General features: G+C 63.6%; 18 protein-coding genes. 10 read left to right on the forward strand and 8 right to left on the reverse strand.

Translation table 11 applies throughout. The features are described 5' to 3' along the window. Positions 1–28 precede the first annotated feature (28 nt). From cysP to BMX62_RS04730, 5 genes are all read left to right on the forward strand, one after another. On the forward strand, positions 29–1042 hold the full coding sequence (cysP, locus tag BMX62_RS04710; RefSeq protein WP_090205027.1) for a thiosulfate ABC transporter substrate-binding protein CysP: 1014 nt from the start codon (positions 29–31) through the stop codon (positions 1040–1042). 86 nt (positions 1043–1128) lie between these two features. Next, the gene (cysT, locus tag BMX62_RS04715) at positions 1129–1983 is read left to right on the forward strand and encodes a sulfate ABC transporter permease subunit CysT (RefSeq protein WP_090205031.1); all 855 of its coding nucleotides are present in this window, start codon (positions 1129–1131) and stop codon (positions 1981–1983) included. Further along, positions 1980–2861, forward strand: a complete 882-nt coding sequence (gene cysW / locus BMX62_RS04720) for a sulfate ABC transporter permease subunit CysW (RefSeq protein WP_090205033.1) — start codon at positions 1980–1982, stop codon at positions 2859–2861. Before cysT ends, cysW begins: the two co-directional genes overlap by 4 nt. A 45-nt stretch (positions 2862–2906) precedes the next feature. After that, positions 2907–4016, forward strand: coding sequence for a sulfate/molybdate ABC transporter ATP-binding protein (locus BMX62_RS04725; protein ID WP_090205188.1), 1110 nt, complete (start codon positions 2907–2909; stop codon positions 4014–4016). A 321-nt stretch (positions 4017–4337) separates the two neighbouring features. Further along, positions 4338–5675 (forward strand): serine hydrolase domain-containing protein, encoded by a 1338-nt coding sequence (locus BMX62_RS04730; RefSeq protein ID WP_238375855.1) that lies wholly within the window; start codon positions 4338–4340, stop codon positions 5673–5675. A 7-nt stretch (positions 5676–5682) separates the two neighbouring features. On the opposite strand, the gene BMX62_RS04735 is transcribed toward BMX62_RS04730, so the two are convergent. Next, complete coding sequence (locus BMX62_RS04735; protein WP_090205036.1) at positions 5683–6147, reverse strand: YbjN domain-containing protein; 465 nt, start codon at positions 6145–6147, stop codon at positions 5683–5685. A gap of 235 nt (positions 6148–6382) precedes the next feature. On the opposite strand from BMX62_RS04735, the gene BMX62_RS04740 reads away from it, so the two are divergent. Further along, positions 6383–7324 carry a sodium-dependent bicarbonate transport family permease gene (locus BMX62_RS04740; protein ID WP_090205039.1) on the forward strand — a complete coding sequence of 314 codons (942 nt, stop codon included), beginning with the start codon at positions 6383–6385 and terminating at the stop codon, positions 7322–7324. Positions 7325–7328: 4 nt separating this feature from the next. Here the strand turns inward: BMX62_RS04740 and BMX62_RS04745 are convergent, their stop codons facing one another. The 4 genes from BMX62_RS04745 to BMX62_RS13240 all read right to left on the reverse strand — a co-directional run bounded on the left by BMX62_RS04745 (position 7329) and on the right by BMX62_RS13240 (position 10510). Next, the gene (locus BMX62_RS04745; protein ID WP_090205042.1) at positions 7329–7805 is read right to left on the reverse strand and encodes an NfeD family protein; all 477 of its coding nucleotides are present in this window, start codon (positions 7803–7805) and stop codon (positions 7329–7331) included. Between the two features lie 13 nt (positions 7806–7818). Further along, complete coding sequence (locus BMX62_RS04750) at positions 7819–8766, reverse strand: SPFH domain-containing protein (protein WP_238375856.1); 948 nt, start codon at positions 8764–8766, stop codon at positions 7819–7821. Positions 8767–8837: 71 nt separating this feature from the next. Continuing rightward, positions 8838–10130 carry an META domain-containing protein gene (locus tag BMX62_RS04755; protein WP_162273493.1) on the reverse strand — a complete coding sequence of 431 codons (1293 nt, stop codon included), beginning with the start codon at positions 10128–10130 and terminating at the stop codon, positions 8838–8840. Positions 10131–10381: 251 nt separating this feature from the next. Next, positions 10382–10510 carry a hypothetical protein gene (locus BMX62_RS13240; RefSeq protein ID WP_274377154.1) on the reverse strand — a complete coding sequence of 43 codons (129 nt, stop codon included), beginning with the start codon at positions 10508–10510 and terminating at the stop codon, positions 10382–10384. On the opposite strand from BMX62_RS13240, the gene BMX62_RS04760 reads away from it, so the two are divergent. Both BMX62_RS04760 and BMX62_RS04765 read left to right on the forward strand, forming a co-directional pair. Next, positions 10497–10697, forward strand: a complete 201-nt coding sequence (locus BMX62_RS04760; protein WP_162273494.1) for a TOBE-like domain-containing protein — start codon at positions 10497–10499, stop codon at positions 10695–10697. The genes BMX62_RS13240 and BMX62_RS04760 overlap by 14 nt on opposite strands. Positions 10698–10824: 127 nt before the next feature. Then, entirely contained in the window at positions 10825–11769 is a 945-nt protein-coding gene (locus BMX62_RS04765) for a sodium-dependent bicarbonate transport family permease (protein ID WP_090205056.1), read from the forward strand. A 9-nt stretch (positions 11770–11778) separates the two neighbouring features. On the opposite strand, the gene BMX62_RS04770 is transcribed toward BMX62_RS04765, so the two are convergent. Then, complete coding sequence (locus BMX62_RS04770) at positions 11779–13071, reverse strand: ATP-binding protein (protein ID WP_238375857.1); 1293 nt, start codon at positions 13069–13071, stop codon at positions 11779–11781. Beyond that, positions 13068–14414, reverse strand: a complete 1347-nt coding sequence (gene gorA / locus BMX62_RS04775) for a glutathione-disulfide reductase (RefSeq protein WP_090205060.1) — start codon at positions 14412–14414, stop codon at positions 13068–13070. The genes BMX62_RS04770 and gorA overlap by 4 nt, the downstream gene beginning before the upstream one ends. 98 nt (positions 14415–14512) lie before the next feature. Here gorA and ubiA point away from each other — a divergent pair, with 98 nt between their 5' ends. Further along, complete coding sequence (gene ubiA, locus BMX62_RS04780; protein WP_090205197.1) at positions 14513–15385, forward strand: 4-hydroxybenzoate octaprenyltransferase; 873 nt, start codon at positions 14513–14515, stop codon at positions 15383–15385. On the opposite strand, the gene BMX62_RS04785 is transcribed toward ubiA, so the two are convergent. Then, a complete protein-coding gene (locus tag BMX62_RS04785) occupies positions 15386–16099 on the reverse strand; it encodes a ComF family protein (protein ID WP_238375858.1) in 714 nt (237 codons plus the stop codon). 106 nt (positions 16100–16205) lie between these two features. On the opposite strand from BMX62_RS04785, the gene bioB reads away from it, so the two are divergent. Next, positions 16206–17165, forward strand: a complete 960-nt coding sequence (bioB, locus tag BMX62_RS04790; protein ID WP_090205063.1) for a biotin synthase BioB — start codon at positions 16206–16208, stop codon at positions 17163–17165. Positions 17166–17182 lie beyond the last annotated feature (17 nt).

Raw genomic sequence — 17182 nt, forward strand, 5'->3', positions numbered from 1 at the left:
CTTTCCCCTTGACACTGGAGTTCTATTCATGAAGCCATCGTTTTCCCTTTTCTCCGCCGGTGTGATACTGGCGGGCGCCCTGGCGCTCCCGGCCCAGGCCAGTGACCGCATCCTCAATGCCTCCTACGACATCGCCCGGGAACTGTTCCAGGCCATCAATCCGGCATTCATCGAGGACCATGCCGCCGCCACCGGACAGAACATCACGGTACGCCAGTCCCATGCCGGCTCTTCCAGTCAGGCCCGCTCCATTCTCCAGGGTCTGGCGGCGGATGTGGTCACGTTCAACCAGATCACGGACATTCAGGTGCTGGTGGACGGCGGGCTGGTGGCTCCGGACTGGCAGGCGCGCCTGCCGAACCAGGCGTCTCCCTTCTATTCCCTGCCGGCCTTCCTGGTGCGGGCGGGCAACCCGAAGAACATCAGGGACTGGGAAGACCTTGCCGGCGATGGCGTGTCGCTGGTGTTTCCCAATCCCAAGACCTCGGGTAATGGCCGTTATACCTATCTGGCGGCCTGGGGAGACGCCCATCTGCGATTCGAGGGGGATGAGGACAAGGTCCGGGCCTTCATCCAGCGCTTCATCGGCAATGTCCGTGTCTTCGATACCGGAGGCCGGGGGGCCACCACCACCTTTGCCGAGCGCGGCATCGGGGATGTCCTGATTACTTTCGAGTCGGAGGTCAATCATATCCGCCGCGAGCACGGCGAGGATCGCTTCGAGGTGGTCATCCCGTCCCGCAGCCTGCTGGCGGAATTTCCCGTCGCCGTGGTGGACCGGGTGGTGGACCGGCAGAACAGTCGCGCCCTGGCCGAATCCTACCTGCAGTATCTCTACACCCCCCGGGCCCAGGAGATTCTGGCGGGATTTCATTACCGGGTGACCGATGAATCGGTCCGGGCCGCCCACAACGCGGCCTTCCCGGCGGTGGAGCTGTTCACCGCCGAAGACCTTTTCGGCAGCTGGGCCCAGGCCCAACAGAGGCACTTTAGTGATGGCGGTACCCTGGATCAGGCCCAGGCTGCCAGCCGTCGCCGCTGATCCTCCACCGCGGCACCCTGGTGCAGACATGGCCGGAGTGACATCACTCCGGCCCCTTCCTGATTCACCTTCGAGAAAGACACGCCATGCAGCTGTGGACCATTCGACCCCGGGCGCTACGGGTCAAGGGCGTACTACCCGGCTTTGGCCTGACCATGGGCACCACATTGCTGTTCATCAGCCTGGTGGTCCTGTTGCCGCTGTCGGCACTGCTGATCCAGGCCGCCAGTCTGAGTCCCGGCGAGTTCTGGCGCATCATCAGTTCGGAACGGGCGGTGGCCACCTATAAGCTCACCTTGAGTTCGGCGCTCATTGCTTCCATTTTCAATGTATTTTTCGGCCTGTTGCTGGCCTGGATACTCACCCGCTACCAGTTTCCGGGCAGATCCCTGCTGGATGCCATTGTGGATCTCCCCTTTGCCCTGCCCACCGCCGTTGCCGGCCTGTCCCTGGCCTTTCTGTTCACCAGTCACGGCTGGATTGGGCAGTATCTGGAGCCGATGGGCATTCAGGTGGCCTATACCCAACTGGGGATCATTGCCGCCATGGCCTTTACCAGTGCGCCCTTCGTGATTCGCTCGGTGCAGCCGGTACTGGAGGACATGGAACCGGAACTGGAAGAAGCCGCCGCCATCCTGGGGGCAAGCCCGTGGCAGATCTTCCAGGGCATCATCCTGCCCACCATCATGCCCGCCCTGCTGGCGGGATTCTCGCTGGCCCTGGCCCGTAGCCTGGGGGAATTTGGCGCCATTATCTTCATCGCCGGCAACATGCCCTTTGAAACCGAGATCACCGCCCTGCTGATCATGATCCGCCTGGAGGAATACAACTACGCCGGCGCCGCGGCCATCGCCTCGGTGGTGCTGGCGGCGGCCCTGGTCATGCTGTTGATCATCAACCTGCTGCAAGGCCGGATCTATCGCGCCCGGAGCGACTCATGACCCATGCCATCACGCCATCTCCACGCCGGGGCCAACCCTCCCGCGCCATCCGCTGGGGGCGCCGGGGCCTGATTGCCGCCGGTGTCCTGCTGGCACTGCTGGTCATCGTATTGCCCCTGGTGGCGGTTTTTGCCCAGGCCCTGTCCCGGGGCTGGGCGGTCTATGCCGCCAACATCGCCCACCCGGAAACCCTCCAGGCCATCAAGCTGACCGTGCTGGCGGCCGCCATCGCGGTGCCGGTGAACACGATTTTCGGCGTCTGTGCCGCCTGGCTCATCACCCGGTTTCGCTTTCCTGGCCGGCGCCTGTTGCAAACATTCATCGACATTCCCTTTGCCATTTCCCCGGTGGTGGCCGGCGTCATGTACCTGTTGCTCTACGGCACCGGAGGCTGGCTGGGGGCCTGGTTGCATGCCCATGATCTGCAGGTGATGTTTTCGGTCACAGCCATTGTCATGGTCACCGTCTTTGTCACCAGCCCCTTCGTGGCCCGGGAGCTGATTCCCTTCATGCAGGCCCAAGGCACGGAAGAGGAGGAGTCCTCCATGGTGCTGGGGGCCAGCGGCTGGCAGACCTTCTGGCACATCACCCTGCCCAACATCCAGTGGGCATTGATCTATGGCGTGATTCTCTGCAATGCCAGGGCCATGGGGGAGTTTGGCGCCGTGGCCGTGGTCTCCGGGAACATTCGTGGTGAAACCAACACCCTGCCCCTGTATGTGCAGCAGACCTTCGACGACTACAACATTGCCGGTGCCTTTGCCGCCGCCTCCCTGCTGGCCACCCTTGCCATGGTCACCCTGGTTCTGAAGACGGTGGTGGAATGGCGTCGGGACCGTCTGCTGGCCACCCATGAGCGCGGGATCAGCGGCGGATGACGCCGGCCATTGCCCATCAGAGCCCAGGACTTTCCGGATACCCCCATGAGCATTGAAATCGAGCATGTCAACAAGCGCTTTGGTCACTTCGTGGCCGTGGACAATGTCAGCCTGTCCCTGCCCGCGGGTCAGCTCACCGCCCTGCTGGGGCCTTCCGGGTCCGGCAAGACCACCCTGCTGCGGATCATCGCCGGCCTGGAACATGCCGATTCGGGGCGCATCCGTTTCCATGGCGAGGATGCCACCGATGTCCATGTCAGTCGGCGGGGCGTGGGCTTCGTGTTTCAGCATTACGCCCTGTTCAAGCACATGACCGTGTTCGACAACGTGGCCTACGGCCTCACCGTCAAACCCCGGCGTCTGCGCCCTGGCAAGGCGGAGATCCGCAGGCGGGTGATGGAATTGCTGGAACTGGTGCAGCTGGACTGGACTGCCCACCGCCTGCCCTCCCAGCTCTCCGGGGGACAGCGGCAGCGCATCGCCCTGGCCCGCGCCCTGGCGGTGGAACCCAAGGTGTTGTTGCTGGATGAACCCTTCGGCGCGCTGGATGCCCAGGTACGCGCCGAATTGCGACGCTGGCTGCGCCGTCTCCATGACGACATCCACCTCACCACGGTGTTCGTCACCCACGATCAGGAAGAAGCCCTGGAGGTCTCGGATCGAATCGTGGTGATGAATCAGGGCCGGGTGGAGCAGGAAGGCACCCCGGAAGCCGTCTATGATCACCCGGTCAATCCCTTCGTGTTCAGTTTCCTGGGTCAGGTCAACCTGTTTCACGCCCGGGTCCAGGACGGGCAGGCCCGCATCGGCGATCTGGCCCTGCCCATGGCGGCCCCGGACCATCAGCCGGAAGGTGATGGGCTGGCCTATGTGCGTCCCCACGACATCGAGATCCTTGCCGAGGACGACGGACAGGGTGCCCTGGCGGCGGTGATCCAAGGCATCACGGTGGTCGGGCCGACCGCCCGCCTCGAACTCAAGGTGGCGGGCGGCAAGGATCTGATCCATGCCGAACTGCCCAAAACCCAACTCGCCCCCCTGGGCTTGTCGCCAGGGATGAAGACCTGGGTGCGGCCCGTCAACAGCCGGGTTTTTGTGGGGCATCGGAACCAGAATCCCCCCGTGGCGGAGCCCGCCTTGCATCCACGGGATTGATCCCCGGTGTAGCCCGGGGCGGATCGGGGCTGCACCAGGGGACAGGAAAGGCGACTATTTCGTCAGCGCCTCGCCGCGGAACTGAAGCAACGCCGCACGCCACCACTCCAGCAAGCCATGGCCGAAATCGGGAAGCGTGGAGACCGAGGCGCGTTCTTCTCACAAAAAAAGCACGTCAGAAATGATATACACTCCTGTGCCGGAATCATTCAACCAGTCACCCGTGTTGCGCGAGAAGCCCCCGGCCGTGGGGAGGGTGTCAACCGAACCCACCCAGGCAACCCAGCGCCAGCCTGATCAACGCTGTACAGGGAACGCGTCATGTCCAATCCAATCTGTAACGCGCTTGTGGCATTAACACTCGCCCTGGCCTTTTCCGCCGACATCAGGCCGGTGATGGCACAATCCGGCCCACCACTGGACGCCGAGCATTCGGACCCGGGAAGGCTGGGCTGGATGACGGGTTTTCCGCCGCCGCCTGAAAAACTGATCACACACCCCGATTATTTCAGCTTCCCCAAGCTGCGCTGGACGGTGTGCCACATACGCGAGCTACTGCCGACCAAGCAGGTCAGCCGTGGCATCGGCGCGCCGGTGCCACTGACATACGCCCTCGATGACGGCATTGATGCCGTGCGTTTCACGCCACTGGATGGCGATGAACCCATGACATGGAAGGCGTCGCTCTCGGCCAATTACACCGACGGCATACTCATCATCCATAAGGGTCGGGTAGTTTACGAACGGTACTTCGGCTGTCTCGACGAAATGAGCCAGCACGCGGCGATGTCCATGACAAAGTCTCTGACGGGGCTGCTGGCCGAGATCCTGGTGGCGGAGGGAACGCTTGATGATACCGCCAAAGTGGCCACCCTTGTCCCGGAACTCTCCTACGGCGGGTTTGGCGAGGCCACCGTGCGCCAGGTCATGGATATGACAACGGCTCTCGATTACAGCGAAGACTATGCCGACCCCGGGGCCGACATATGGGCCTATTCCGCGGCGGCAAGTCCATTGCCGAAACCCGAGGGGTATGAAGGTCCAAACGGGTATTTCGAATATCTTCAAACCGTTGGGCAGGACGGGATTCATGGACAGACTTTCGGCTACCGGACCGTCAATACGGATGCCCTCGGCTGGATCCTCTCGCGGGTGACGGACAGGAATATCGCGGAGCTGCTGTCGGAACGTATCTGGAGCAGAATGGGCGCGGAGCAGGATGCCTACATGACCATCGACGGCAAGGGCATACCATTTGCGGGTGGCGGGTTGAGCGCCGGTCTGCGTGATATGGGGCGAATCGGCCTGCTGATGCTGAACGGCGGAGAGATCAACGGACAACGGCTGTTTCCCGAATCGGTCGTGGCGAACATCCGCGCCGGTGGCGACAGGGAAGCCTTTGCAAGGGCGGGGTATGCCACCCTTGACGGCGGCAGCTACCGTGGCATGTGGTGGATTTTTCACAACCCCCATGGTGCCTTCGCGGCACGCGGCGTCCATGGGCAGACCATCTATGTGGACCCGACCGCCGAAATGGTGATCGTGCGTTTTTCATCCTTCCCCACGGCAAGCAATGCCGGGATCGATCCGACCTCACTGCCCGCCTATCAGGCCGTGGCCGAGTATCTGATGGGATCCAGCCTTGTGTCCGCGGATTGAACGGCGACTATTTCGTCAGTACCTCGCCGCGGAACTGAAGCAACGCCACACGCCACCAGTCCAGGGTATCGTCCAGGTTGCGCTCGGTCACGCCGAAATCCAGATTCACATTCATCTCCAGCACCGGGTCCCCATCGCCGTCCAGATAGGCCTTGCCGAAACGGGCGGTACGGTTCCAGCGGTTCATGTCTTCCAGCGTGTACTGGCCATTGGTCTGCCAGGCGCTGGTGAACTGAATGTTCTTGCAATCCCGGTTCTCCGAGCAGCCATAGAAGATGATGGCGCAACTCGTGCCGTCAATGCGACCACGGATCATGGGATCGCCCGTGCCGTCGGTAGTCAGGGTTGCCGAGCCATACCCCTGGGCAAGTTGACGGATCTTCTCCGGATTGGTTGCGTCGACAATCTCGGAGGCCGACAGGGGGCCGGCCGCGGCCAGCAGAATGGCGATCATCATCCAGGGTTTCAGCATGCTTCAGTCTCCCTCAAGACGGTTCAAGGACATTGCCATGATTCAGGCCCGGAGCCTGATGACAGGGCCATGCATGGTGGAATTTATACCACTTGCATCCCCGTCTGTCCCCCCCATGGCACCGGGACTTCCGACGCGCCATTCGCGGGCAGCCTGACCGCATGCCCCGAGCACTGGCATCCATCGGCCGTTGGCCTCAGAATTCGGACCAACTCAAGCAACCGCTCATACGCTCATGCCTGATATTGTGGTGATGTTCTTCCTCCTCGGCCTGGTGGCCGGGCTGCTCAAGTCCGACCTGACCATTCCCAAGGCCGCCTACGACACCCTCAGCCTGCTGCTGATGCTCACCATCGGCCTGAAGGGGGGCATGTCGCTCCATGGCAATCTCAGTCTGTCGGTGGTTCAGGATCTGCTGGCGGTGGCGGTGCTGGGGGCACTGATTCCATTGATACTCATGCCGCTGCTGCTGCGGGTGATCCGGCTGTCGGTGGCCGACAGCGCCAGCATGGCTGCCCATTACGGTTCGGTGAGCGCGGGCACCTTTGCGGTGGCCCTGGCCTTTGCGGAGGGACTCCAACTGCCCATCAGCGCGGAGGTCACCCTGTATCTGGTCATGATGGAACTGCCGGCCATCATGGTGGCCATCATCCTCTACCGTCGCTACCGCGGCGCCCAGGCGGCCGCCAGCATGCGGGGACTGTGGCATGAAACCCTGACCAACCGAGGGGTGATCCTGCTGGTGGGCGGGGTGATCATCGGACTGCTCTACGGCCCCCAGGAAGGCGCCGCGGTGACGGACCTGCTCACCAATGCCTTCAAGGTCGTGCTGGCCCTGTTCCTGCTGGAGATGGGACTGACGGCCGCCGAGATCCTGCGCCCCGTTCCCTGGCAACACTGGCGCCTGCTGTGCTTCGCCGTGATCACCCCGTTTCTGCTGGGCGGCCTCGGCCTGGCCACGGGACTGCTGCTGGGTCTGCCCGCGGGCTCCCTGCTGATCCTGGCGGCACTCACCGCCAGCGCCTCCTACATCGCCGCGCCGGCGGCCATTCGCGCCGCCATTCCCGATGCCAACATCGGCCTGGCCATGCTTGCCGCCCTTGGACTCACCTTTCCGGTAAACGTGATCGTGGGCATTCCCCTGTATTATCAACTGGTACGGTGGCTGGGGGCTTGAGTCCTCAACCGGCCGCGGCACCGTCCTCGGTGGGAAGCGGCCTGACGCGCAACTGCATGCCGTCGCGGGCAAAGGCCAGCACCCGGTCCCCGGCCTTCACCTCATCAGGCCCCTGGGCGGCATAGGTGGTATCCCCCACCCTCACCCGGCCCCGACCCGCCACGAAATCCGTGGCGGCGATATATTCCCGGTTGAGCAGGGCATCCATTTCCCGATTCATCACCGGGGCGTCACCCTGGGCCGCCCTGCCCCGCCGCTGCAACCAGAACCCCAGGCCGCAGGCACCGAGCATGGTGATGGAAAAACCCATGAGATGCCAGGCAAAAGCCAGATCCGGCAACAGGGCCACGAACATGGCGGAGATCAGGGCGCCCAGCCCGATCCAGAGCAGGAACACCCCGGGGATCAGGATCTCCAGCCCCATCAGGATCATCCCCGCGATCAGCCAGAACCAGGGATTGGTCAGCAGCGTCTGCAACATCGCCTGCCCTGCCCTATTTACCGGATGAGCCGGAGGTCAGGGCCTTGTTGTCCGCCCCCATCTGCTGCACCAGTTCGGTCACGCCGGCCACGGCACCGGTGATCCCCGAGGCCTCCAGGGGCATCAGGACCAGCTTGGAATTATCGGCCTTGCCGATCTGCTGCAGGGCCTCCACGTACTTGATGCCCAGGAAGTACTGCACCGCCTGAATGTTCCCGGAGGCGATGGCCTCGGACACCACGCGGGTTGCCTCGGCCTCGGCCTTAGCCTCACGCTCGCGGGCCTCGGCCTCCAGGAAGGCCGCCTGACGCTCCCCTTCGGCGCGCAGGATGGCGGCCTGCTTTTCGCCTTCCGCCTGCAGGATCTCCGCCTCCCGCTTGCCGGTGGCCTCCAGGACCTGGGCCCGGCGCTTGCGCTCGGCGGTCATCTGCATGTTCATCGCCTTCTGCAACTCCGGCTCCATTTTCAGGTCGCGGATCTCGATGCGGACGATCTTGACGCCCCAGGGATTGGTGGCATCGTCGACGATGCCCATGAGAACATCGTTGATCTTGCTGCGATTGGACAGGGTATCGTCCAGATCCATGGAGCCGATCACCGAGCGCAGGTTGGTGGTGGTGAGATTGACGATGGCCTCTTCCAGGTTGCGCACCTGGTAGGCGGCGGAGGCGGCATCATCGATGCGGAAAAAGACCACGCCGTCGGCCACCACGGCGGCATTGTCCTTGGTGATCACGGTCTGCGCCGGCACGTCCAGCACCTGTTCCATCACCGTCAGCTTGCGACCGATGCTGTCGATGAACGGCACGATGATGTTGAGGCCCGATTCCAGGGTGCGGGTGTAGCGCCCGAACCGCTCCACGGTCCATTTTTCACCCTGCGGCACCGCCTTGACCGCCTTGGCAATGAAGATGATGGTGACCACCACGATGGTGGTGGCAAAGATTCCAAAGGCTTCCATGGTCATCCCCCAGGTTGTATATGCCGGATACGGGTCAGTATCGCGGATCAAGGCTCAAAACACACCCATGCTCACGGGGAGGCCATCGGCTCGGCATGACCCTTCATCGTCCCCTCCGGCCCGGACAGGACCAGGGCACCGGTGGCGTCGATATCAAACCCGGTGACCGCGGCCAGGATGCGGAAGAAGGTCTGCTCCTGAAGCATCAGCGCCTCGGGGCAGGCCATCAGGGTGGAGGCGGGGTGCTGGAAGGTCAGGCCCTCGCCGGTGAGCGTGAAGCCCCCGTGGTAACGGTTGCAGGAGGCGGTGCCGGCCACCCGGCCGTCCTGGGCAAAAAACTGCAGGGTGATGCGGGATTGATCCACGATCCCCTGACCGTCCAGGTCTTCAATGACCCACTCCCGGTCCGTGAGCAGGGACAGCGGCTCCCCTCCGCAGCCGTTCAGGGTCTCGTCGTCCCACTGCAGGATCACGGTGTAGGGGTGAGGCATGCCGCTCATGCTGTCGCGACAGATATCGGGGGCGACAGCGACCACCAGACGATGCCCGGCATCGGCGGCCCGGAAACGGGTCCGGGGTCCGTCCTGTCCCGTGTGCAGCAGGGGCAGGGTCAGGGTTTGCGCACCATAGCCGGTGACCAGGGTGATCCGGTCCTGCTCGATATCCACGTGCCAGCCCGGCTCCTGACCATAGGCGCGGAAGGGCAGGGAAGGGGGCGGTGTGATCCGGCAGGGCGGCAGTTCCCGCCCCGCCACACTGATCAGGGCCTCGCCGCCCTTTTCATGAATCCAGGTGTCGGGGTCCTCCACGCCTTCAAGGCGAACGCCGGATGCCGCCGGCACCGGCACCAGATCGTGGGCGGTGCCCGACACGATGAGGCGTGGCGATGCGTCCAGCACGACCTGTTCGGGACCGCAGGTGAAATGGGTGCCAAAGCGCGCCGCGGTGAACGGAATCAGACGCAGCGGTCCGGTATCCAGAGTCTTCCCGGTCAGGGACAGCATCAGCGGTTCCGTCACTCGCAACCACTGCCCCTCCAGTTCCACGGCGCCCCGCAGTTCGTGGATGGCCGTCCCGCCCAGGGCGACGGAAGGCAGTTCAAGACGGAAGGGAATGGGGACCTGCCGGCCCTCCAGGTCAAGGCGCTGCTCGATCAGGATCTGCTCGCCGGTTGCGTCAAAGGCACGCACCTCGATGACAGCCACGGCCTGAGGCGGCAGGGCAATGCGCTCCGGATAGGTCAGTTCACCTTGAATGGTAACGGTGCCGTCACCATCCGGGGCGACCGTCCGGGCATCACGACAGCCGGGCAGGCTCACGAGCACGGCCAACAGCAAGATCACCAGGGACACGGGAAGACGCATGGCATGGACTCCTGAGCAGGTGCGATTGACCAGCGTAACCGTTACCCACTCAGGAGTACACAGCCCGAGAGTCATCCACCAGGCCTGGCCGGCAGGTCAGGGGGATCTTCTGAACACGGCATTCCCGCGCACGCGGGAATCCAGTGCCGACTGATGACTCTGGACTCCCGCGTGCGCGGGAGTGACGGCCGGAAGTCCAAAGTAGAGTGACAGGAAGATGCTTGCTCAGTACCTTCCTGCCCCTTCTTCACTCAGTCCTTCTTCGTTACCGGCCCCCGCCGGGTGGTGCCACGGGCCCTTGCCGCGGCGGACTGGGTGGCGGTGGTGCGCTTGGCCTTGGCGGCAGCCACACCGGTCTTGGCGGCGGTGATCCAAGGCATCACGGTGGTCGGGCCGACCGCCCGCCTCGAACTCAAGGTGGCGGGCGGCAAGGATCTGATCCATGCCGAACTGCCCAAAACCCAACTCGCCCCCCTGGGCTTGTCGCCAGGGATGAAGACCTGGGTGCGGCCCGTCAACAGCCGGGTTTTTGTGGGTTCCGGGGCGTCGACCGCCGTAGAAGCATAAAGACATAACTAAAGCAGCATAAAGCCCGGTTTGAGCCGTGGGGAGGCTCAAACCGTCATGGGATACTGGCATCCCTGGGCCATTAGCCTCAGAATTCGGCCCAACTCAAGCAACCATTCAGACGCTTATGCCTGATATCGTGGTGATGTTTTTCCTGCTCGGCCTGGTGGCCGGTCTGGTGAAATCCGACCTGACCATCCCCAAAGCCGCCTACGATACCCTCAGCCTGCTGCTGATGCTTACCATCGGTCTCAAGGGGGGCATGGCCCTCCACGGCAACATCACCATATCGGTGGTGCAGGATCTGCTGGCGGTGGCCATGCTGGGGGCCATGATTCCCCTGCTGCTCATGCCGTTACTGATGCGGGTGGTCCAGTTGCCGGTGGCCGACAGCGCCAGTCTGGCAGGCCATTATGGTTCGGTGAGCGCCGGTACCTTCGCTGTGGCCCTGGCTTTTGCCGAGGGTCTGCAACTGCCCATCAGTCCTGAAGTAACCCTGTATCTGGTGATGATGGAACTGCCGGCCATCATGGTGGCCATCATCCTCTATCGGCGTTACCGGGGGGATCAGGCCGCTGCCAGTATGCGGGGACTGTGGCATGAAACCTTGACCAACCGAGGGGTGATCCTGCTGGTGGGGGGGGTGATCATCGGTCTGCTCTATGGCCCCCAGGAAGGGGCCGCGGTGACGGACCTGCTCACCAATGCCTTTAAAGTCGTGCTGGCCCTGTTTCTGCTGGAAATGGGTCTGACCGCCGCCGATACCCTGCGGCCTGTACCCTGGCGCCAGTGGCGTCTGCTGTGTTTTGCCACATTGGCGCCATTTTTGCTGGGGGGCATGGGGCTGGCCACCGGGATGCTGCTGGGCCTGCCTTCCGGGTCGTTGCTGATCCTTGCCGCTCTGACCGCCAGTGCATCCTACATCGCCGCACCGGCGGCAATCCGGGCTGCCATTCCCGATGCCAATATCGGCCTGGCCATGCTGGCTGCCCTGGGTCTGACCTTCCCGGTCAACGTGATTGTGGGCATCCCCCTGTATCATCAATTGATATTGTGGCTGGGGGTGCCATAGGGGCGGGCATCAGGTGGGCAGACGGACTTCCACTCTGGCACCACCCAGGGTGGAGGTGCCGATGGTCAGGCGTCCCTCGTAGGCATCAACAATGTCATTGACCACCGCCAGTCCGATACCCTGGCCTGGCACCCCTTCATCCAGGCGTCCGCCACGGGCCAGGATCACCGGCACTTGATCCGAAGGAATACCAGGGCCGTCGTCCTCCACCTGCAGGGTCAGCCAGCGCCCCTTCATTGCTGCGGAGACCATGACCCGACTCTGGCCGTATTTCCAGGCGTTGTCCATGAGATTGCCCAGCAGTTCCATCAGGTCGCCTTCGTTGCCCCGAAGATGGCAATCGGATGAGACCCGATCAAACAGGATCACCCCCTTGTCGGGATACACCTTGTCCAGGGTGCGACCCAGGCGCTGGACCACCGGGGCTATGGCCAGTGGCGCAGCCAGGGTTCGATGGCCGGCGGTGGCGGCCCGTCGCAGTTGATAGGCAACAATCCGGTCCATGCGCTCCAGTTGCTCCAGGTCTTCCATGTGCTGCTGCCCGGATCGCTCATGGCCGGATTCCAGGCTTCCCCGCAGCACCGACAGAGGGGTCTTGAGGCTATGGGCCAGATCCGCCAGACCATCCCGGTAACGGGCCAGTTGGGCCCGTTCCTGCCGCAGCAGGTCGTTGAGGCTGTCGGTGAGGGCTTTGAGTTCTACCGGATAGCGGCCCGTCAGGATGGATTGCCGGCCCTGTTCCATGGCCCGCAGCTCCCTGGCCACCCGGCGCAATGGCATCAGCCCCAGGTACAGGGCCAATGACTGGGCTGCCAGCAGCAGCACCGCCAGCCCCGCCAGCCAGCCCCATAAACTGCGCCGATAGGCACCCATCTGATCCTCTAGGGCGGTATGGTCCTCCCGCAGGGTAAAGGTCAAGGGGACCACCCCGGCGCTGGTTTCCCAGTCCACGGTCATGCGGGCCTGGAACATGCGGGTCTGCAAGGAGGGGTCAGATAGCCCCAGGGCCGAGGGAGAACGCCACAAGGTCATCCCCGCCCCATCGCTGATACGGGCGTGGAGTCCTGAGTCGGGCAACATGAGGCGGGGTTCGGGCAGCCGTTCCGGCAGGCTGACCCGGCCATCGGTATCCACTTCTGCTGCCCCCATCAGCAGAAAAAGCTGGGCCTGCAGGCGCTCTTCCAGGGCATGTACCGCACTGTCCCGAAACGCCCGCTCCAGGGCCAGGGCCGTCATCACTGCAAATACCGCCACCATCAGGGCAGCAATCAGACTTACCCGCAGGGTCAGGGAATTGATCACCGCAGGGTCACCAGTTCCTCTGCACTGGTGGGATGCAGGGCTACGGTGTCATCCAGGTCCTGCTTGATGGCGCCCATGCGCATCGCCACGGCAAATCCCTGGAGCATTTCATCAGCGCCTGGCCCGATGATGTGTATGCCCACCACTTTTTCCCGTGCCCCCACGGTAATCAGCTTCATGGCGGTGGGCACCTTGTGATCGGTCATGGCGTGATACATGGATGTGAAGCGGGTGGTGTACACCTTGACCGCACTGCCGTGGGTGGCGCGGGCCTCCTCTTCGGTCAGGCCCACGGTGCCGATGGGGGGATGACTGAAAACCACGGAAGGAATCGTGTCATAGGACAGATGCCGTTCCGGCTGGCCGCCAAAGAGCCGGTCTGCCAGCCGGCGCCCTGCTGCGATGGCCACCGGGGTCAGGGCGGCCCGACCGGTCACATCGCCAATGGCATACACGCCGGCCACATTGGTGTTCTGGAAGGCATCGGTGGGAATGAACCCCTGCTCATCCTGGGCCACCCCAGCCATTGCCAGCCCCAGCCCTGCAGTGACCGGGGTTCTGCCAATGGCCCAGATCACCTGATCGAACATCCCTTCACAGGCCTCCTGATCACAGTGTAGCGCCACCCTGTCCGGGTGGGCGCTGAGCCGGGAGACCTGGGTGCGGGGGAACAGGTTCACCCCTGCTGCCAGCATCTGTTCCATCAGGGTGTCCCGCACCATGGCATCAAAGGCACGCAACAGGGTTTCACCCCGCAAATACATGGACACCTCCGAACCCAGGGCCTGTAACAGGCCCGCCAGTTCGACGGCAATATAGCCTGCGCCCACCACGGCGACCCGCCGGGGCTGGGTCTGGAGGGCAAAGAAACCATCCGAGGTGATCCCCAATGCCGCGCCGGGCAGATCCGGTACCGTGGGCCGCCCCCCCACCGCGATGACCACGTGATCCGCCGTCACCTGCCGTCCGTCCACATCCAGGGTGCGCTCGGCCACGAACCGGGCAGTGCCCTGGATCAGATCAACGCCAGAATCCTTCAGATAGGTGTGATACCAGGTGTTGATATCGGTGATGTAGGCCTCCCTTTTGGTCACCAGTCCGGTCCAGTCAAATCCCTCCCGGGCCAGTTTGAAGCCGTAACCGGCGGCATCCTCCAACCGATGGGCGGTCTCGGCGGCATACCACATCACCTTCTTTGGCACGCAACCCACATTGACACAGGTGCCCCCCAGGGGGCCTTTCTCCACCACGGCACAGCGGGCGCCGTGACGGGCCGCCCGTTCCACCACGGACAGGCCACCGCTGCCGGCACCGATGGCAATGAGGTCGTAATGATCTTGCATGGATGCTCTCCTGCTCCGTTCTGCTTTGCTACACTTTAGCCCCTGGCAGATACCGGACCAAGCCCGCTTTGAAACCCGTGACCCCAGACATCCCCGCCTTGAGTCTGCGTGACAGGCTCGTCCAGTACGCTCTGCTGACCCGGCTGCACCGGCCCATCGGCATCCTGCTGCTCCTCTGGCCCACCCTCTGGGCGCTGTGGATCGCGGCCGAGGGCATGCCCGACCTGCTGGTGCTGTTCGTATTCGTGGCCGGTGTGGCCCTGATGCGGTCCGCTGGCTGTGCCATCAATGACTTTGCCGACCGGGATATCGATGGCCATGTCACCCGGACCCGGGACCGCCCCCTGGCCAGCCGGCGCATCAGCGCCCGGGAGGCGGTGGGCGTGACCGTGGCCCTGGCCCTGACGGCCTTTGCCCTGGTGCTGCTGTTGAACCCCCTGACCATCGCCCTGTCGGTGGTGGCGCTGGTGCTGGCGGTCAGCTACCCCTTCATGAAGCGATTCCACCATCTGCCCCAGGTACACCTGGGGGCGGCCTTTGGCTGGGCCGTGCCCATGGCCTTTGCTGCCCAGACCGGGGAATTTCCGCCGCCGCTGGCCTGGTTGCTGTTTCTGGCCACCATCCTCTGGACCACCGCCTACGACACCATGTACGCCATGGTGGACCGGCCAGATGACCTGAAAATCGGCGTCAAGTCCAGCGCCATCCTGTTCGGCGAGGCCGACCGTTTGATCATCGGCATCCTGCAGGCTTTAACCCTGGTGGCCCTGGCCCTGGTGGGCCTGTTGGCGGGTCTGGGCGGATTGTTCTACCTGGGGCTTGGGATCGCGGCCCTGCTGGCCTGCTATCAGCAGTACCTGATCCGTGACCGGAATCCCAAGGGCTGCTTTGAGGCCTTCTTGAACAACAACTGGTTTGGCCTGGCGGTCTTTGCGGGGATCATTGCCTCCTATCTCTTCAGCGCTGGTTGATCAACCTGCCCTCGCCAGCACCCACACATCCACCCGACCGACACCGTGGGCCTTGAGGGCGGCGGCGATCTCCCGCAAGGTGGAACCGGTGGTCATCACATCGTCCACCAGGGCCACGTGCCCGGCCTCGAAACCCGGCGCCACCCGGAAGGCGCCCCGCAGATTGACCCGCCGTTCGGTGGCCGCCAGGGTATACTGGGGCGGCGTGGCCCGTATCCGGATCACGGCGTCATGGATCAGGGCACAGTTCAGCCGCCGGGCCAGGGGCCTGGCCAGTTCCAGGGATTGATTAAAACCCCGCTCCCGCAGCCGATGACGATGCAGGGGGACCGGGATCAGGCAGTCGGGCATGACCACCCGGGGCGCCAGGACATCGGCCATCAACTGGCCCAGCAGACGTCCCTGGGGCAGGCGGGCACGGAACTTGAAGTCGGCGATCAGGCCATCCACCGGTGAGGTATAGGACAGGGCGGCCCAGGTGGCCTCAAAGGGGGGCGGTCCCCGCAGACAGTGCCCGCAGAAGGGGGCAGGATAGGCCAGGGGCAGGCCGCAGCGGGTACAGGCATGATCGGACACCGGCAATGCCTCCCGACAGGCGGCACACAGGTCCATACCGGCGTGACCTGGCGCTGCGCACAGCAGGCAGGTGGATGGATAGGCGGTTTCCAACAGGCTGCTACGCAGTCCCCAAAGCCAGGAGGGTATCCGGGTCACGATCCTTGTCACCTTTGCAGATTGGATACGCTATATTGCGATCCCCATGCCGAAAAATCAAAATATTTGCCCTGATGGGGCCGCCCAATCTCCAAGGAGCCTGACCATGGCCGAGACACGTCACGACTGGGAGGTGGACGAGATCCTCGCCCTCCTGGAACGCCCTTTCAATGACCTTCTGTTCGAGGCACACACCGTTCACCGTGCCCACTTCAATCCCAACCAGATTCAGGTCAGCCGCCTGTTGTCCATCAAGACCGGCGCCTGTTCCGAGAACTGCGGCTACTGTTCCCAGAGCGCCCACCACGACACCGCAGTGGAAAAGGAGCAACTCATGCCCGTGGCCGAGGTGCTGGCTGAAGCCCGCAAGGCCAAGGATGAAGGGGCCACCCGCTTTTGCATGGGCGCCGCCTGGCGCAATCTCAACGACCACAACCTGGAGCAGATTATCCAGATGGTCAAGGGCGTGCGGGCGCTGGGGCTGGAAACCTGCATGACCCTGGGCATGCTCACCGAGATGCAGGCCCAGCGTCTGAAGGCATCGGGCCTTGACTATTACAATCACAACTTGGACACCTCCCCGGAATACTACGGCGAGGTGATCAGCACCCGGACCTATCAGGACCGTCTGGACACCCTGGCCCATGTGCGCGAGGCGGGCATCAACGTCTGTTCCGGGGGTATTCTGGGCATGGGGGAATCCCGCCGCGACCGGGCCAGCCTGCTGCAGCAACTGGCCAACCTGCCCCGGCATCCGGAGTCGGTGCCCATCAACAACCTGGTGCAGGTGGAAGGCACACCGCTGCATGGGGTGGAACCCCTGGACCCCTTTGAATTCGTGCGTACCGTGGCCGTAGCCCGGATCATCATGCCCCATTCCCATGTGCGCCTGTCGGCAGGCCGCAGCGAGATGAGCGACGAAATGCAGGCCCTGTGCTTCTTTGCCGGCGCCAATTCCATTTTTCATGGCGACAGGCTGCTCACCACCCCCAATGCCACTGAAAGTCATGACGAGGGCCTGTTCCGGCGTCTGGGGCTGACCTTTAGCCACGTTCATGGAGCCTGATGCCCGGTGAGGGATCT

This window comes from Ectothiorhodospira magna, assembly GCF_900110965.1.
Taxonomy (GTDB): domain Bacteria; phylum Pseudomonadota; class Gammaproteobacteria; order Ectothiorhodospirales; family Ectothiorhodospiraceae; genus Ectothiorhodospira; species Ectothiorhodospira magna.

Bases quoted from the DNA above. Each gene is read 5' to 3' on its own strand.
- cysP (WP_090205027.1), top strand. From the start codon at position 29: ATGAAGCCATCGTTTTCCCTTTTCTCCGCCGGTGTGATACTGGCGGGC.
- cysT (WP_090205031.1), top strand. From the start codon at position 1,129: ATGCAGCTGTGGACCATTCGACCCCGGGCGCTACGGGTCAAGGGCGTA.
- cysW (WP_090205033.1), top strand. From the start codon at position 1,980: ATGACCCATGCCATCACGCCATCTCCACGCCGGGGCCAACCCTCCCGC.
- BMX62_RS04725 (WP_090205188.1), top strand. From the start codon at position 2,907: ATGAGCATTGAAATCGAGCATGTCAACAAGCGCTTTGGTCACTTCGTG.
- BMX62_RS04730 (WP_238375855.1), top strand. From the start codon at position 4,338: ATGTCCAATCCAATCTGTAACGCGCTTGTGGCATTAACACTCGCCCTG.
- BMX62_RS04735 (WP_090205036.1), bottom strand. From the start codon at position 6,147: ATGCTGAAACCCTGGATGATGATCGCCATTCTGCTGGCCGCGGCCGGC.
- BMX62_RS04740 (WP_090205039.1), top strand. From the start codon at position 6,383: ATGCCTGATATTGTGGTGATGTTCTTCCTCCTCGGCCTGGTGGCCGGG.
- BMX62_RS04745 (WP_090205042.1), bottom strand. From the start codon at position 7,805: ATGTTGCAGACGCTGCTGACCAATCCCTGGTTCTGGCTGATCGCGGGG.
- BMX62_RS04750 (WP_238375856.1), bottom strand. From the start codon at position 8,766: ATGGAAGCCTTTGGAATCTTTGCCACCACCATCGTGGTGGTCACCATC.
- BMX62_RS04755 (WP_162273493.1), bottom strand. From the start codon at position 10,130: ATGCGTCTTCCCGTGTCCCTGGTGATCTTGCTGTTGGCCGTGCTCGTG.
- BMX62_RS13240 (WP_274377154.1), bottom strand. From the start codon at position 10,510: ATGCCTTGGATCACCGCCGCCAAGACCGGTGTGGCTGCCGCCAAGGCC.
- BMX62_RS04765 (WP_090205056.1), top strand. From the start codon at position 10,825: ATGCCTGATATCGTGGTGATGTTTTTCCTGCTCGGCCTGGTGGCCGGT.
- gorA (WP_090205060.1), bottom strand. From the start codon at position 14,414: ATGCAAGATCATTACGACCTCATTGCCATCGGTGCCGGCAGCGGTGGC.
- bioB (WP_090205063.1), top strand. From the start codon at position 16,206: ATGGCCGAGACACGTCACGACTGGGAGGTGGACGAGATCCTCGCCCTC.